11 protein-coding genes and 1 tRNA gene are annotated in these 14,936 nt (G+C 68.9%); 8 read left to right on the forward strand and 4 right to left on the reverse strand.

What is annotated here, in order from left to right; all coding sequences use genetic code 11:
• Together CXY76_RS02805 and CXY76_RS02810 are read right to left on the reverse strand one after the other, a co-directional pair.
• Positions 1-263: hypothetical protein (locus CXY76_RS02805; RefSeq protein ID WP_369826053.1), on the reverse strand; the 263-nt coding region annotated here is incomplete at its 3' end.
• Positions 260-1,405, reverse strand: coding sequence for a TadA family conjugal transfer-associated ATPase (locus CXY76_RS02810; RefSeq protein WP_104162750.1), 1,146 nt, complete (start codon positions 1,403-1,405; stop codon positions 260-262). The genes CXY76_RS02805 and CXY76_RS02810, both read right to left, overlap by 4 nt.
• Before the next feature lie 705 nt (positions 1,406-2,110).
• On the opposite strand from CXY76_RS02810, the gene acs reads away from it, so the two are divergent.
• Together acs and CXY76_RS02820 are read left to right on the forward strand one after the other, a co-directional pair.
• Positions 2,111-4,072, forward strand: a complete 1,962-nt coding sequence (acs, locus tag CXY76_RS02815) for an acetate--CoA ligase (protein ID WP_104162751.1) — start codon at positions 2,111-2,113, stop codon at positions 4,070-4,072.
• A gap of 134 nt (positions 4,073-4,206) precedes the next feature.
• On the forward strand, positions 4,207-5,460 hold the full coding sequence (locus CXY76_RS02820; protein ID WP_104162752.1) for an acyltransferase: 1,254 nt from the start codon (positions 4,207-4,209) through the stop codon (positions 5,458-5,460).
• A 298-nt stretch (positions 5,461-5,758) separates the two neighbouring features.
• On the opposite strand, the gene CXY76_RS02825 is transcribed toward CXY76_RS02820, so the two are convergent.
• Together CXY76_RS02825 and CXY76_RS19505 are read right to left on the reverse strand one after the other, a co-directional pair.
• Positions 5,759-6,229 (reverse strand): RidA family protein, encoded by a 471-nt coding sequence (locus CXY76_RS02825; RefSeq protein ID WP_104162753.1) that lies wholly within the window; start codon positions 6,227-6,229, stop codon positions 5,759-5,761.
• A gap of 2 nt (positions 6,230-6,231) precedes the next feature.
• Positions 6,232-6,399, reverse strand: a complete 168-nt coding sequence (locus tag CXY76_RS19505; RefSeq protein ID WP_165787876.1) for a hypothetical protein — start codon at positions 6,397-6,399, stop codon at positions 6,232-6,234.
• Positions 6,400-6,510: 111 nt separating this feature from the next.
• On the opposite strand from CXY76_RS19505, the gene CXY76_RS02830 reads away from it, so the two are divergent.
• The 6 genes from CXY76_RS02830 to CXY76_RS02855 all read left to right on the forward strand — a co-directional run bounded on the left by CXY76_RS02830 (position 6,511) and on the right by CXY76_RS02855 (position 14,887).
• The gene (locus CXY76_RS02830) at positions 6,511-8,997 is read left to right on the forward strand and encodes a transglycosylase domain-containing protein (protein ID WP_233199527.1); all 2,487 of its coding nucleotides are present in this window, start codon (positions 6,511-6,513) and stop codon (positions 8,995-8,997) included.
• A complete protein-coding gene (locus CXY76_RS02835; RefSeq protein ID WP_104162755.1) occupies positions 8,994-9,962 on the forward strand; it encodes a metallophosphoesterase in 969 nt (322 codons plus the stop codon). The genes CXY76_RS02830 and CXY76_RS02835 overlap by 4 nt, the downstream gene beginning before the upstream one ends.
• A gap of 66 nt (positions 9,963-10,028) precedes the next feature.
• The gene (locus tag CXY76_RS02840) at positions 10,029-12,563 is read left to right on the forward strand and encodes a transglycosylase domain-containing protein (RefSeq protein ID WP_104162756.1); all 2,535 of its coding nucleotides are present in this window, start codon (positions 10,029-10,031) and stop codon (positions 12,561-12,563) included.
• Between the two features lie 58 nt (positions 12,564-12,621).
• A tRNA-Pro gene (locus CXY76_RS02845) sits at positions 12,622-12,695 on the forward strand.
• A 75-nt stretch (positions 12,696-12,770) separates the two neighbouring features.
• The gene (locus CXY76_RS02850) at positions 12,771-14,255 is read left to right on the forward strand and encodes a DHA2 family efflux MFS transporter permease subunit (RefSeq protein ID WP_104162757.1); all 1,485 of its coding nucleotides are present in this window, start codon (positions 12,771-12,773) and stop codon (positions 14,253-14,255) included.
• A 131-nt stretch (positions 14,256-14,386) separates the two neighbouring features.
• Positions 14,387-14,887 carry a VanZ family protein gene (locus CXY76_RS02855; RefSeq protein WP_158253823.1) on the forward strand — a complete coding sequence of 167 codons (501 nt, stop codon included), beginning with the start codon at positions 14,387-14,389 and terminating at the stop codon, positions 14,885-14,887.
• Positions 14,888-14,936 lie beyond the last annotated feature (49 nt).

Below are 14,936 nucleotides of genomic sequence, written 5' to 3' on the forward strand. Positions count from 1 at the left end.
GCCGCGGCGATGGCGTCGGCCACGCTGTCACCGGCGTGCGCGGCCCGCGCGGCGGCCCGCAGCAGTTCCCGGTTGCCCGGGTCGCTCGGCAGGCCGGCCCGGCCCGGGGCGCGGCGGCGATGTGGCTCGGCCTCCGCGGCGGGCGGCATCAGGTAGTCCCAGGCCGACACCGGCGACACCCCCGCCGAGAGCAGCACGGCCAACCGCTCGGCGATGCGGGCCACCTCCTCGATCGGCGGCGGCGCGGCCCGACGGCGGCTCATTCGGGCACCGTCGCGAGCCGTTCGGCGGCATCGAGAGTGAAGCGGCCCACCTGCGCCAGGCGCCGCCGGCCGCCGCGGCGTTCGAGGTGCAGCACCAGCCCGATGGCGCTCACGGTTTGCCGGGCCACCGCCGCCGGGCTCATGCCGGCGAGCGCGCCGAGGGCCTCGAGCCGGGCGGGCACGTCGGCCAGGGAGTTGGCGTGCAGGGTGCCGGCGCCGCCGTCGTGGCCGGTGTTCAGGGCAGCCAGCAGCTCCCGGATCTCCACGCCCCGGCACTCGCCGAGCACCAGCCGGTCCGGACGCATCCGCAGCGCCTCGCGCAGCAAGCTGTCCAGGCCGATGCGACCGGCGCCTTCGAGGTTCGCCTGGCGGGATTCCAGGGCCACGACGTGCGGGTGGTTGATGCGCAGCTCGGCGACGTCCTCGATGGCCACGATGCGCTCGGCCGCGGGCGCCTCGCCCAGCAACGCGGCGAGCAGGGTGGTCTTGCCGCTGCCGGCGGCACCGGTCACGAGCAGGTTCTCCCGGTCGAGCACCGCCGCGCGCAACCTGCCCAGCTGGGCGGCGGCGTCCTCACCGTGGCCGAACAGGCCGCCGGCGGCGAGGGCGTCGAGGCTGAGACGCTCGGCTCGCGGCAACCGGATCGACAGCAGAGTTCCGGTGCTGGACACCGGCGGCAGCACGGCGTGCACCCGGATGCCGTCGGCCAGTCGCACGTCGACGCAGGGACTGGCTTCGTCGATGTGGCGGCCGCCGAGGGCGATCAGCCGCACCGCCAGGTCACGGATGCCGCGCTCGTCACTGTGCCAGTCCGGCGCGGGCACCAGCCCGCGGCCGGCGTCAAGCCACAGGCCGGCATCGCCGTTCACGAACAGGTCGGTGACGGCGGGGTCGCGGGCGAATCGGGCGAGCGGGCCGAGCGCGGAGAGGTCGGTGCGGGAGGAAGGCGGCGGCGGGGCGGGGTCGGCGGCGGGTTGGGAGGCGGCGTCGCGGTTTGGGTCGGTCGCGGCATCCAGCCAGGTGGCCGCGTAGGACGGGCGCGGCGACTCTCCCCCGGGCGTCGCCCGAGCGGGGTCGATGCCGACGGTGAGGGCGCTGGGCCGCTTGAGGAAGGAGGGCACGGCGACGTAGGGCTCTGGCATGCGAGCACGCTAGCGGCCGGGCGGGTGCGGGGGCCGGGGCACATCCGGTGGTGTGCGATGGTCGGCCGGGACGGGACTGTGGAGGAGCGGCGATGCGACACACACACACACACACGTCACCGGGTCTCGATGGGCTCGACCGACGGGTGGAGCTCGACCACCGGGAGCAGAGACAACTGTTGCCCGGACGGACTTCTGCGCCTGGTGTGCGGGGCGCAGTTGTCCGGCCGGGCAACGGTTCTGCCTGGAGGGGGCCGATACAGCGATATTGCGGTACAGCGGGTCACGCAGTTGCCCGGTTCGCACGGGGGGATGCACGAACCGGGCGGGAAAACACGGGTGCGCCGTTGAGAGACACAGAACGTGCTGTTAAAAGAGGGGGGCGGCACCTATTGGGGGGAACAGGTGCCGCCTCGGCAGTGCATTGATTGGGGGGAACCAACGCACCACAGGTCAAAACTTTCGTTCAGACATTGATAAGCATACTTGGGAAAATCAGATCCGCAAGTCCTCCAGGTCCCCCTAAATGAGGACACAGAAATATCAGCCCGTGAGAGCCCGATTTCAAAAATATCGACAGCAGAAATCGGGTCGTTCTTCCGGCCAGTTTTGTTCTCGAAAGGGTCGTATCCGCCGTGTAGGGTTCAGGGACGGGTCCGCCGCGGCGCCCCGACACCGCCTGAACTCGCAAAGGAGCGAACCATCATGAGCGTGCAAATCGACCATCTTCTCCACGAATCCCGCCGATTCCCGCCGTCTCCGGAGTTTGCCGCGACATCGGTGGCCACCGAGGCGCTCTACACGGATGCCGCAGCAGATCGGCTTGGTTTCTGGGCCGAGCAGGCCCGCGACCTCCTGCACTGGCACAAACCGTTCACCCGCACACTCGACTGGAGCAACCCGCCGTTCGCGAAGTGGTTCGACGACGGCGAGCTCAACGTGGCGTACAACTGCCTCGACCGGCACGTGCTCGCCGGCAACGGCGACAGGGTGGCGCTGCACTGGGAGGGCGAACCGGGCGACACCCGGGCGATCACTTACGCGCAGCTCACCGACGAGGTCAAACGCGCCGCGAATGTGCTCCTCGGTCTCGGCGTGCGCGCCGGCGACCGGGTGGCCATCTACCTGCCGATGATCCCCGAGGCCGTCGTGGCGATGCTCGCCGTGGCCCGCATCGGCGCCGTGCACTCGGTGATCTTCGGCGGCTTCAGCGCCGAGAGCCTGCGCTCCCGCATCGACGACGCCGAAGCGGTGGTCGTGATCACCTCCGACGGCGGTTACCGCAAGGGCCGGGCCACCCCGCTGAAGCCCGCGGTCGACGCGGCCCTGGCCAGCGGCGACTCCTCGGTGCACACCGTGCTCGTGGTGAACCGCACCGGCGGCGACGTGGAGTGGAACGAACGCGACAAGTGGTGGCACGAGGAGCTCGCCGCCGTCTCCGGCGAGCACGAGGCGCAGCCGTTCCCCGCCGAGAACCCGCTGTTCATCCTCTACACCTCCGGCACCACCGGTAAGCCCAAGGGCATCCTCCACACCAGCGGCGGCTACCTCACCCAGGTGGCCTTCACCCACAAGAACGTCTTCGACCTCAAGCCCGAGACCGACGTGTTCTGGTGCACCGCCGACGTGGGCTGGATCACCGGGCACAGCTACGTGGTCTACGGGCCCCTGGCCAACGGCGCCACCCAGGTGCTCTACGAGGGAACCCCCGACACCCCGCACCCCGGCCGGTGGTGGGAGATCATCGAGAAGCACAAGGTGAGCATCCTGTACACGGCGCCCACCGCCATCCGCACGTTCATGAAGATCGGCCGGCAGGAGCCGCAGAAGTTCGACCTGACCAGCCTGCGCCTGCTTGGCTCGGTGGGTGAGCCGATCAACCCGGAAGCGTGGATGTGGTACCGCGAGGTGATCGGCAACCATGTCACCCCGGTCGTGGACACCTGGTGGCAGACCGAGACCGGCGCGATCATGATCTCCGCGCTGCCCGGCCTCACCGAGACCAAGCCCGGCGCAGCGCAGGTCCCCATTCCCGGCATCGCCATCGACGTGCTCGGTGAAGACGGCGAGCATGTGGGGCACGGCAACGGCGGCCTGCTCGTGGTCACCGAGCCGTGGCCGTCGATGCTGCGCGGCATCTGGGGCGACCCGGAGCGCTTCATCGAGACCTACTGGGAGAAGTTCCAGGATGCCCCGAACGCGCCGCTGTACTTCGCCGGCGACGGCGCCCGGCTCGACCGCGACGGCGACATCTGGCTGCTCGGCCGGGTCGACGACGTGATGAACGTCTCCGGGCACCGGTTGTCCACCGCCGAGATCGAGTCGTCGCTGGTCGCGCACCCCATGGTGGCCGAGTCCGCGGTGGTGGGCGCGCACGACGAAACCACCGGCCAGGCCGTGGTGGCGTTCGTGATCATCAAGTTCAGCCAGACGGATGTGGCGTCGCACGCCGACATCAGCGCCGTGCTGCGCGCCCACGTGACGTTGCAGATCGGGGCGATCGCCCGGCCGCGGGAGATCCACATCGTGAACGAGCTGCCCAAGACCCGCTCGGGCAAGATCATGCGGCGCTTGCTGCGTGACGTAGCGGAGGGCCGCGAGATCGGCGACACCACCACCCTCGCCGACACCTCGATCATGCAGATCATCTCGGAGAGCATGCGCTAACGCTCGTTCCCCCCCGCGAACTGTGAGCTAAGCACCTTTCCGAGGCCCGGGAAGGTGCTTTTCTCACAGTTCGCGGGCGGGCGGGCGGGCGAGCTCGGAGCAAACGTTCACAAACGCCCCCTACGGTAGGCCGAATGTCTCGAGATAGTTCCCGAACCCGGATGGGCGGGCTCGACGCCCTGCGCGGGGTCGCCGCCGTGATCGTGCTCGTGCACCACGTGTCGATGACCGCGCCGTCCGTTTCGGCCGCGTACACCTCCAGCGCCGACGTGGCCGTGTTCTCCCCCGCCTGGTGGGTCACCCTGTCGCCGTTGAAGATCCTCTTCGCCGGCCCGGAGTTCGTGCTGGTGTTCTTTGTGCTCAGCGGGTTCGTGTTGGTGCTCACCCCGCTGCGGCGCTGGCCGTGGACCCGGCCGGGCACCCCGGACACAGCCAGCCCCACGAGCACGGTCGAGGCCGACTCCCCCGGCCCGCCCGCGCCGGCCCCCGGCTACGACTGGTTGGCCTACTACCCGCGCCGCATCGTCCGGCTGGCGATCCCGGTGGTCGTGTCGGTGGGCCTGGCCGCCGCGTGGATCCTGCTCGTGCCGCGCACCGGAGCCGGCGGCGCGTGGATGGCGAAGCAGGGCAGCCCCGACCTCGGCATCGGCAATCTGCTGCGCGAGGCCAGCATCCTGGGCTTCACCGGCCGCCCCGACGTCAATCCGCCGCTCTGGTCGCTGGCCTGGGAGATGTGGTTCTCCCTGCTGCTGCCCATCGGCGTGATCTTCGCCGTCGCCACCCGCCGGTGGACGCCGGCCTGGGTGGCGGTGCTGCTGGCCACGTCCACCGCGGGGTACCTGCTCGGGGTCGAGCCGCTGATGTACCTGCCCGCGTTCGGTCTGGGCGCCCTGCTCGCGGCCAACCACGGGTCGCTCCTGGCCTGGTCGACCCGGCTGGCCGCTCGCCGCGGCGGCACCCTGGCCTGGGCGGCCATCGCCGTACTCGGGCCGGTGCTGCTCATCGCGTACTGGCTGCTGCGGCCGGCGCTCACCGAGCCGTGGAACAGCGTGGCGCTGTCGCTGCGGGTACCGGGCGCGGTGCTGGTCGTGGCGACCGTGGCGCTGTGGCCGCCGGTGCAGCGGATGCTCGGCGGGCGCCTGCTGGCCTGGCTCGGAACCATCAGCTTCAGCCTGTACCTCGTGCACTTCCCCATCGTCGTCACCTTCGCGCAGTTGTTCGGGCCGGAGCACTGGTGGTGGGGCGCGCTGGTTTCGGTGCCGCTGAGCCTGGTGCTCGCCCAGCTGATGTACCGCTGGGTGGAGTTGCCCGCGCAGACGCTGGCGGGTCGGGTCGGCGCCAGGTTCTCGGCCGGGCATCCGCGCCCCGAGGCTGTGCCCGCGGCGTAGCGCCCGGAACTCGGGAGCGTCCTTTCGGCGAGGTGACACTTGAGGCCCGCTCCCGGGCTTGCGACGGACCGCAACTGTCGTCTCGCGGTGTAGGCCGGCGGCGAAGGGACACTTCGGGCCAGTTCACGGGCTCGCGACGGGCCGCAACTGTCACCTCGCGAGCGGTGGGGGCGAACGCGGGCATGTCGCGAGGTCTCGACAAGCTCGACCAACGACGTGGGGCGGCAAACCCCCGCGAACTGTGAGAAAAGCACCTTCCGAGGCTCCGGGAAGGTGCTTAACTCACAGCTCGCGGGGTCTAGGCGAAGGAGACGGTCAGCTCCACCTCGACGGGCGAGTCCAGGGGCAGCGCGGCCACGCCGACCGCGGAGCGGGCGTGCACGCCGATGGTGCCGAAGATCTCGCCGAGCACGTCGGAGGCACCGTTGACCACGCCGGGCTGGCCGGTGAACTCCGGGGCGGAGGCGACGAACCCGGTGACCTTGACCACCTGGGTGATCCGGTCCAGCGAGCCGATCACACTCTGGATGGCGGCGAGCGCGTTGAGCGCGCACTGCCGGGCGTAGACCTGAGCGTCCGCGGCCGGCACGAGGCCGAGCCCATCCCCGACCTTGCCCGTGGCGGGCATCACGCCGGCCACCATCGGCAGCTGGCCGGAGGTGAACACCAGCGACCCGCTCACGACGGCGGGAACGTACGAGGCCACCGGCGGTACCACCGACGGCAGCTCAATACCCAGTTCGGCCAGACGGGCCTCGATCTGCGACACGATCAGGCGCCGGTCGAGCCGGCGACGGGACGCTTCAGGTAGGCGACGAGCCCGCCTTCCGGGCCGGTGACGACCTGCACGAGTTCCCAACCTTCCGAGCCCCAGTTGTTGAGGATGGCGGCTGTGTTGTGGATCATCAGCGGGGTGGTGAGGTATTCCCAGGCAGTCATGCGGCTCCGATTCAGGCGATTTTTCAGGTTGTGTCCCTTACGCTCAATTGTATGTCTGCCAAAAAACGTACGGTTAGTGGAGCGCTCGGCGGCCTCCTTGGCTTTATTGGAATGAGCGCCGTCGCCGGTGTCCTCGTCACCGTTGCCGTGACCCCCGCCCTCGCCGTATCGGGCATGACGGCCACCAACACGATCAACGTGTTCGAGAACCTGCCCAACTACCTCACGGTCGATCAGCTCTCCCAGAAGAGCACTATCTACGCCATCGACGGCAACGGCTCCCCGTTCGCCCTGGCGTCGTTCTACGACCAGAACCGTGTCGAGGTGCCGGTCGAGAGCATGAGCCAGGACGTGCAGGATGCCGCGGTCGCCGGCGAGGACCCCCGCTTCGAGCAGCACGGCGGCGTGGACCTGCAGGGCACCATCCGCGGCGCCCTGTCCACCGTCACCGGTGGCGGCACCCAGGGTGGATCATCCATCACCCAGCAGTACGTCAAGAACGTTCTCGTGCAGAAGTGTGAGGTGCTCACCGACCAGGACAAGCTGGACACCTGCTACGACGAGGCCACCGAGACCTCTCCCGAGCGCAAGCTCAAGGAGATGCGTCTGGCCATCGGCGTGGAGAAGGAATACAGCAAGCTCGAGATCCTGCAGGGCTACCTCAACATCACCCTCTTCGGCGGCAGCGTGTACGGCGTCGAAGCGGCGGCCGGTTACTACTTCAACACGACCGCGGCGAACCTCAACCTGTCCCAGTCGGCCAGCCTGATCGCCATCGTGAACAACCCGGAGAAGTTCCGTCTGGACAGGCCCGACAGCGAGGCCAACGGCGCCGCGAACGGTTACGCCGCCAACAAGGAACGCCGCGACTACATCCTGGGCGAGATGCTGCAGTACAAAAAGGTGAGCCAGGAAGAGTACGACGCGGCCATCGCCGCCCCGATCGAGCCGACCATCACCGAGCCGAGCACCGGATGCCAGACCGCCGGCGGCAGCGCCTACTTCTGTGACTACGTCACCCACGTGCTCAAGAGCGACCCGACCTTCGGCGAAGACGAAGACACCCGCATGATGAACTTCCGTCGCGGCGGCTACGACATCTACACGACCCTCGACCTGGACCTGCAGCTGGAAACAGAGTCGACCATGGCCGAGAACGTCCCGCAGACCTTCGACGGCTGGGATGTGGGCGCCGTGGCCACCAGCGTGGAGGTGGGCACCGGCCGGGTGCTCACGATGGCGCAGAACAAAATCTACAGCCAGGACCCCGAGGTGCAGGCCACCGGAGCCCAGTACTCGGGCATCAACTACAACACCGACTACGACCAGGGCGGTTCCCTGGGCTTCCAGCCCGGCTCCACCTACAAGGTCTTCACCCTCGCCGAATGGCTGAAGGAGGGCCACGCGCTCAACGAACGGGTCGACTCGGCCCGTAAGAGCGACTGGGGCACCTTCCAGGACTACTGCGACGGCCCGCAGAGCTACCCCGGCTACAACCCGAAGAACGACGCGAACGAGTCCGGCACCAACTACACCGCCCTCCAGTCGACCATCAACTCGATCAACACCGGCTTCATCGGAATGGCCAAGAAGCTTGACCTGTGCAAGATCCGCGACACCGTTGAATCCTTCGGGGTGCACCGGGCGGACGGCGATGAGCTCGAGAAGGGTGCCTCCTCGGTGCTCGGCACCAACGAGATCGCACCGCTGAGCATGGCCGTGGCCTTCGCCGGCATCGCCAACGCCGGAAAGACCTGCTCGGCCGTGGTCATCGACCGCATCGTCGGCCCGGACGACGCCGAGATCGCACCGCCCGCCTCCACCTGTAAGCAGTCGGTGGAACCGTCCGTTGCCGCCGGCATGGCGTACGCCATGAAGCGGGTGCTCACCGAGGGCTCCGCGACCCAGTCCAACGACTCCACCTATCCGAAGGTGCCGATGATCGGCAAGACCGGAACCACCGACGGCGCCAGGGACACCTGGATGAGCGGCGCGAGCAGCAAGGTCGCCACCGTCGTGGGCGTCGTGACCGTCAAGGGTGAGGCCAACCAGCGCTCCCGCGACTACGCCTTCGAGAGCGGCTCCGCGGCCACCGCCCGGCACCGCATGTGGCCGGACATCATGAGCGTCGCCAACGCCAAGTACGGCGGAGACAACTTCTCCGAGGCCTCCACCAACGTCATCCAGGGCGCTCAGGTGCCCGTGCCCGACGTGCGTGGGCAGTCGATGGCGGATGCCCAGACGGCGCTCGAGGGCGCCGGCTTCGAGTTCGCCGACGGCGGCGTGACCGACTCCGAGCTGCCCGCCGGCAGCGTGGCCCGCACCGACCCGGGCACCGGCTCGTCGGCCAGCAGCGGCGCCACGGTCACCGTGTTCTCCAGCAACGGCAACCAGATCCTGCTGCCGGATGTGACCGGCCAGAGCGTCGATCAGGCCAGGGGCACACTCAGCGGCTTCACCGTGACGACCACCGATCAGGCGGTCACCGACCCCAGCCAGAACAACAAGGTGATCGCGATGACCCCGACCGCCGGAACCGCGGCCACCAAGGGCAGCTCCGTCGCCCTCGTCGTGGGCAAGATGGGAGCGGCAGGTTGAGCGCCGCACGCGTCATCGTCACCTCCGCCGCCGCCGTGACTGCGGCGGGGCTGGCGGCGTTCGCCTGGGGTTCCCTCGTGGAACGCCGCCGGTTCACCCTGCGTGAGGTGACCGTTCCGGTCCTCGCGCCCGGCTCCGACCCGATCACGGTGCTGCACCTCTCCGACCTGCACATGGCCCCGTGGCAGCGCGACAAGCAGGACTGGGTGCGCGGCCTCGCCGCGCTGAAGCCCGACCTCGTCGTGAACACCGGCGACAACCTGGGCCACGAGGACGGCATCGCGGGCGTGGAGTATGCCCTCGAACCCTTCAAGGGCATCCCGGGCATCTTCGTGAACGGGTCAAACGACTTCTTCGGCCCGCAGCCGAAGAACCCGCTGAAGTACTTCGGCGGTCCGTCCATCCTGCGCACCCGGCACGTTGAGCTCGACACCGACGACCTGCACAGGGTGTTCGCAGAGCTCGGCTGGACCGACCTGAACAACGCCGCGGAGGCGCTGGACATCAACGGCACCCACCTGGAGATCTTCGGGGTCGACGATCCGCACATCCGCCGGGACCGGCTCGACCTGATCACCGGTGCCATCGACGAGATGCGCGGCAACGACCCGCTCACCGAGGAGACCTGGCCTGACCCCGAAGAGCCGGCCGGCCGGCGCTCGACGCTGACCGTTGGCGTGGTGCACGCGCCGTACCAGCGGGTGCTCAACTCCTTCATCAACCACGGCGCCCAGCTGATCCTGGCCGGGCACACGCACGGCGGTCAGGTGTGCGTGCCCAAGTTCGGTGCTTTGGTAACCAATTGTGATATTCCCCGCCGCCAGGTGAAGGGGCTCAGCCTGTGGAGTGTGGGGCTGCGCACCGCGTACCTCAATGTTTCCGCGGGTCTGGGTACCTCGATCTACGCGCCGGTGCGCTTCGCCTGCCCGCCGGAGGCGACCCTGCTCACCCTCACCGCCGCGTAGCCACGACCCCCTTCTGGGGTGGCTTGGCACGGCCGGGCAACCCGGTGATCCCCTAGGCTCGCTCTTATGGGGGAAACCAAAAGAACTTTTTCCGGCGTCATCGGGGGACTCGTCGGTTTTGTGGCGATGAGCGCCGTCGCCGGCGTGCTGATCGCCGTCGGGATCACGCCGGCACTCGCGATCTCGAGCCTGGCCACGAGCAGCACGATCAACGCCTTCGAGAACCTGCCGAATTACCTCAAGATCGACGAGCTGTCGCAGGTGAGCACTATCTACGCGGTGCCGAACACCGGTGTGCCCTACGAGCTGGCGTCGTTCTACGACCAGAACCGGGTCGAAGTTCCCCTGGCGGCCATGAACGTGTTCGTGCAGGATGCCGTCGTCGCCGGTGAGGACCCCCGGTTCAGGGAACACGGCGGTGTGGACCTGCAGGGCACAATGCGGGCGGCGCTGGCCAAGTTCACCGGCGGGCCCACCTCGGGCGGATCATCGGTGACCCAGCAGTACGTCAAGAACGTGCTGGTGCAGAAGTGCGAAGTCATGCCCGACCCGGACGAGCTCCAGAAGTGCTTCGAGGAAGCCACCGACCCCACCGAGGAACGCAAGCTCAAGGAGATGCGGCTGGCCATCGGGGTGGAGAAGGAGTACAGCAAGGACGAGATCCTGCAGGGCTACCTGAACATCACCGGCTTCGGCGGCACCGTCTACGGCATCCAGGCCGCGGCCGAGTACTACTACTCGGCCACCGCCGCCACCCTCACCCTGCCGCAGGCCGCCAGCCTCATCGCGATCGTGAACAACCCGGAGAAGTTCCGTCTGGACGAGCCCGAGAGCGAAACCAACGGCGCCGCGAACGGTTACGCCGCCAACAAGGACCGCCGCGACTACATCCTGCGCGAGATGCTCAAGCACAAGAAGATCAACCAGGCCGACTATGACGCCGCCGTCGCCAGCCTGATCGAACCGGTCATCACCGAGCCGAGCACCGGCTGCCAGACCGCCGGCGGCGCCGCGTACTTCTGCGACTACGTCACGTACCAGCTCAAGACCGATCCCACCTTCGGTGCCGACGAAGACACCCGCATGACGAACTTCCGTCGCGGTGGCTACCAGATCTACACCACCCTCGACATCGAACTGCAGATGGCGTCCGAGGCGGCCATCGCCGAGAACGTGCCGATGACCGCCAGCTGGGACGTGGGCGCCGTGGCGACCAGCGTGGAGGTGGGCACCGGCCGGGTGCTCACGATGGCGCAGAACAAGATGTACACCCAGCTGGAGGTCGCTCCGGGCCCGGAGTACACCGGCATCAACTACAACACCGACTTCAACCAGGGCGGCTCGCTGGGCTTCCAACCCGGCTCCACCTACAAGGTGTTCACCCTGGCCGAATGGCTCAAGGAGGGCCACCCGCTCGGCGAGCGGGTCGACTCCGCGCGCAAGGCCAACTGGGGCACCTTCCAGGACTACTGCGACGGCGCGCAGAGCTTCCCCGGCTATAACCCGCGCAACGACTCCAACGAGGCCGGCCGCAACTACTCGGCCCTGGAGTCGACGATCGACTCGATCAACACCGGCTTCCTCGGCATGGCCAAGCGGCTGGACCTCTGCAAGATCCGCGACATGGCCACGTCGTTCGGGGTGCACCGGGCGGATGGCGACCCGCTGCAGAAGGGCGCCTCCTCGGTGCTCGGCACCAACGAGGTCGCCCCGCTGAGCATGGCTGTGGCCTTCGCCGGCATCGCCAACAAGGGCATCACCTGCTCCCCCATCGTGATCGACCGGATCATCGGCGCGGACGGCGTGGAGATCCCCGCGCCGGTGTCCACCTGCACCGCGTCGGTGGAGCCCGAAGTGGCCGCCGGTATGGCGTACGCCATGGAGCGGGTCATGACCCAGGGTTCCGCCGGGCAGTCGTACCGCAACACCTCACCGCGGGTCGACATGATCGGTAAGACCGGAACCACCGACGGCTCCAACGACACCTGGATGAGCGGGGCCAGCACCGAGGTCGCCACCGTCGTGGGCGTGGTCAGCGTCACCGGAAAAGACAACAACCAGCGCAGCCTCGACTTCGACAGCGGTTCCGCGGCCACCGCCCGGCACCGCATCTGGCCGGACATCATGAGCGTGGCCAACGCCAAGTACGGCGGCGAAGAGTTCGAGCAGGCCGCCAACAACGTCGTGCGCGGGGTGCAGGTCACCGTGCCCGACGTGCGCGGCCAGAGCGTGGATGCGGCCCGCGAGACCATTGAGGACGCCGGCTTCGGCTTCCTCGACGGCGGCGTGACCGACTCGGAGCTGCCGGCCGGCACCGTGTCGCGCAGCGACCCTGCCGCCGGCGCCAGCACCAGCACCGGAGCCACCGTCACGGTGTACTCCAGCAACGGCGCCCAGGTGCTGCTGCCGAACGTGGTCGGGCAGTCCCTGGACCAGGCCAAGGGCTCGCTGAGCGGCTTCGGTGTGGTGGCCAACGAGCAGGCGGTCACCGACGCGAGCCAGAACAACAAGGTGATCGCGATGGCTCCAGCCGCCGGCACCCCCGCCACCCCCGGCGGCACCGTGACCGTGGTCGTCGGCAAGACCGCCCCGCCCGGCTAGGCCTGGTCGAAACCCGGGCACCCGATGGGGTTATACTTGTCGAGGTCCACAGGACCATCGGGGTATGGCGCAGCTTGGTAGCGCGCGTCGTTCGGGACGACGAGGTCGCAGGTTCAAATCCTGTTACCCCGACAGAAATAAACCCCCACTCAATCGAGTGGGGGTTTTTCTGTTCTCACGAGTTGCAGGTGCTTGAAAGGCCACGACATGACAGTCTCCCCCGCTTCCGCCCCGAACGCCGCCGTATCCCGCCGCGCCTGGCAGGCCCTCATCGTGCTGCTGGCGGGCATGTTCATGGCCCTGCTCGATACCACCATCGTCAACGTGGCCCTGCCCAGCATCCAAACCAGCCTGGATGCCTCCGAGGCGACGCTGTCCTGGATCATCTCCGGTTACGCCCTGGCGTTCGGTCTGGCCCTCATCCCCGCCGGCCGCATCGGTGACCGGATCGGTCACAAGTGGGTCTTCTTCACCGGCCTGGCGCTCTTCACGCTCGCCAGCCTGGCCTGCGGCCTCGCCCAGAACGACTTGCAGCTGATCATCGCCCGCGTCGTGCAGGGTCTGGCCGGCGGCATGTTCGTGCCCGCGGTCACGGCCGTCATCCAGCTGATGTTCCCGGCGGCGTCCCGCGGCAAGGCGTTCGCCATCATGGGCTCGGTCATCGGTGTCTCCACGGCGCTCGGCCCCATCGTGGGCGGCCTGATCATCGAGGCGTTCGGCGCGGAAGAGGGCTGGCGCCTGGTCTTCTGGGTGAACCTGCCGATCGGCGTGGTCGCGCTGATCGCTGCCGCCGTCCTGCTGCCCGCCGGCACCGGTACCGCCTCCGCGCCCGGCGCCCCGGCCTCGGCCCGCATCGACGGGGTGGGCCTGCTGCTGCTCTCCGCCGGTCTGGTGGCTCTGCTGGTGCCGCTGATCGAGGGCCAGGACCGCGGCTGGCCGCTCTGGACCTACCTGGTGCTCGCCGCCGGCGTGCTGCTCATCGTGGCGTTCGGCGCCTGGGAGGTGGCCCTGACCAAACGCGGCAGCAGCCCGCTCGTGCCGCCGCACCTCTTCTCGCACCCCGCCTTCACCGGCGGCGTCATCCTGGCCCTGGTCTACTTCGCGGCGTTCACGAGCATCTTCTTCACCATCTCGATTCTCTGGCAGGCCGGCCTCGGCCACACCGCGCTGGAATCCGGCCTGGTCTCGATCCCGTTCGCGATCGGCTCGATCCTGGGCGCGTCGCAGAGCAACCGGCTCACTGAGCGGCTGGGTCGCACCGTTCTCGTCGGCGGCGTGGCGCTGGTCACGGTGGGTCTGGTCTGGGTGTGGCTGGTGCTCCTGCTCACCGCCCCCGCCGATCTCACCCACTGGATCCTGCTGCCGCCGCTGTTCATCGCGGGCCTGGGCAGCGGCTGCTTCATCGCGCCGAACGTGGCGTTCATCGTCGCCACCGTCGACCCGACCGAGGCCGGCGCGGCCAGCGGTGTGATCGGCGTGATGCAGCGGGTGGGCAGCGCGGCGGGCATCGCCGTGGTGGGCAGCGTATTCTTCGGCACCCTGGTGGTGGCGGGCCCCGGCGCGGATGCCCTCGCCGCCGGCTTCACCCACAGCGCGACCCTGGCCATGGCCGTCAGTGCCGGGCTGAGCGTGGTAGCCCTGCTGCTGGTGTTCCTGCTTCCCAAGCGCGTCGAGGTGCACGGCAGCCGCTGAGCACCATCCGGCCGACGCACCTTGGCCTCCCAGCAAGCCCTCGCTACTCTGGGAGTTTGGTCCGTTGACGGTGATGTCCTCCCGCGCTGAACCCTGCCGGAGGCCATGACCTACTGCACAAGGGAGGTCGCGTGGACGCTCTGGCACCCGCTGTGGCCGAACGCCGGCACGCCACCCTCCGCCGGGCCGCCCGCTGGCTGACGGCCGGGTACCTGCTCGCGCTCACCCTGATCGCGTTCTGGCCCACCCCGGTGGACCGGGGTGCGGCCGGATCGATCACGCGCACCCTGGCGTTCCTGCACGCGCACGGCGTGCCGCAGTGGCTGGACTACCCGGCGGTCGAGTTCACCGCGAACATCGCCCTGTTCCTGCCTGTGGGGCTGCTGGGGGTGGTTCTGCTGGGCTCGGCACGCTGGTGGATGGCTGTCCTGGCCGGTTTCGCCGCGAGCAGCCTGATCGAGGTGGGCCAGCTGGTCTTCCTACCTGACCGCTTCGCCACCCCGCTCGACGTGCTCGCCAACACCGCCGGCACCGCCTTGGGCGCCCTGCTGGCCCTGGCCGTGCTCGCCGTAGTCACCGCCCGCTCCCCGCGGTCTTTGGTTGAGCCTGTCGCACCCCCTCCCGCCGGGTGACCCCGCTCGCTGGTTGAGCTTGTCGAAATCCCACAGGACGGCCTACGAA

This window comes from Cryobacterium sp. N22, assembly GCF_002929555.1.
Taxonomy (GTDB): domain Bacteria; phylum Actinomycetota; class Actinomycetes; order Actinomycetales; family Microbacteriaceae; genus Cryobacterium.

Excerpts from the sequence above, each read along its gene's own strand:
- acs (WP_104162751.1), top strand. The coding sequence starts at position 2,111 with ATGAGCGTGCAAATCGACCATCTTCTCCACGAATCCCGCCGATTCCCG.
- CXY76_RS02820 (WP_104162752.1), top strand. The coding sequence starts at position 4,207 with ATGTCTCGAGATAGTTCCCGAACCCGGATGGGCGGGCTCGACGCCCTG.
- CXY76_RS02830 (WP_233199527.1), top strand. The coding sequence starts at position 6,511 with ATGAGCGCCGTCGCCGGTGTCCTCGTCACCGTTGCCGTGACCCCCGCC.
- CXY76_RS19505 (WP_165787876.1), bottom strand. The coding sequence starts at position 6,399 with ATGACTGCCTGGGAATACCTCACCACCCCGCTGATGATCCACAACACA.
- CXY76_RS02810 (WP_104162750.1), bottom strand. The coding sequence starts at position 1,405 with ATGCCAGAGCCCTACGTCGCCGTGCCCTCCTTCCTCAAGCGGCCCAGC.
- CXY76_RS02850 (WP_104162757.1), top strand. The coding sequence starts at position 12,771 with ATGACAGTCTCCCCCGCTTCCGCCCCGAACGCCGCCGTATCCCGCCGC.
- CXY76_RS02840 (WP_104162756.1), top strand. The coding sequence starts at position 10,029 with ATGGGGGAAACCAAAAGAACTTTTTCCGGCGTCATCGGGGGACTCGTC.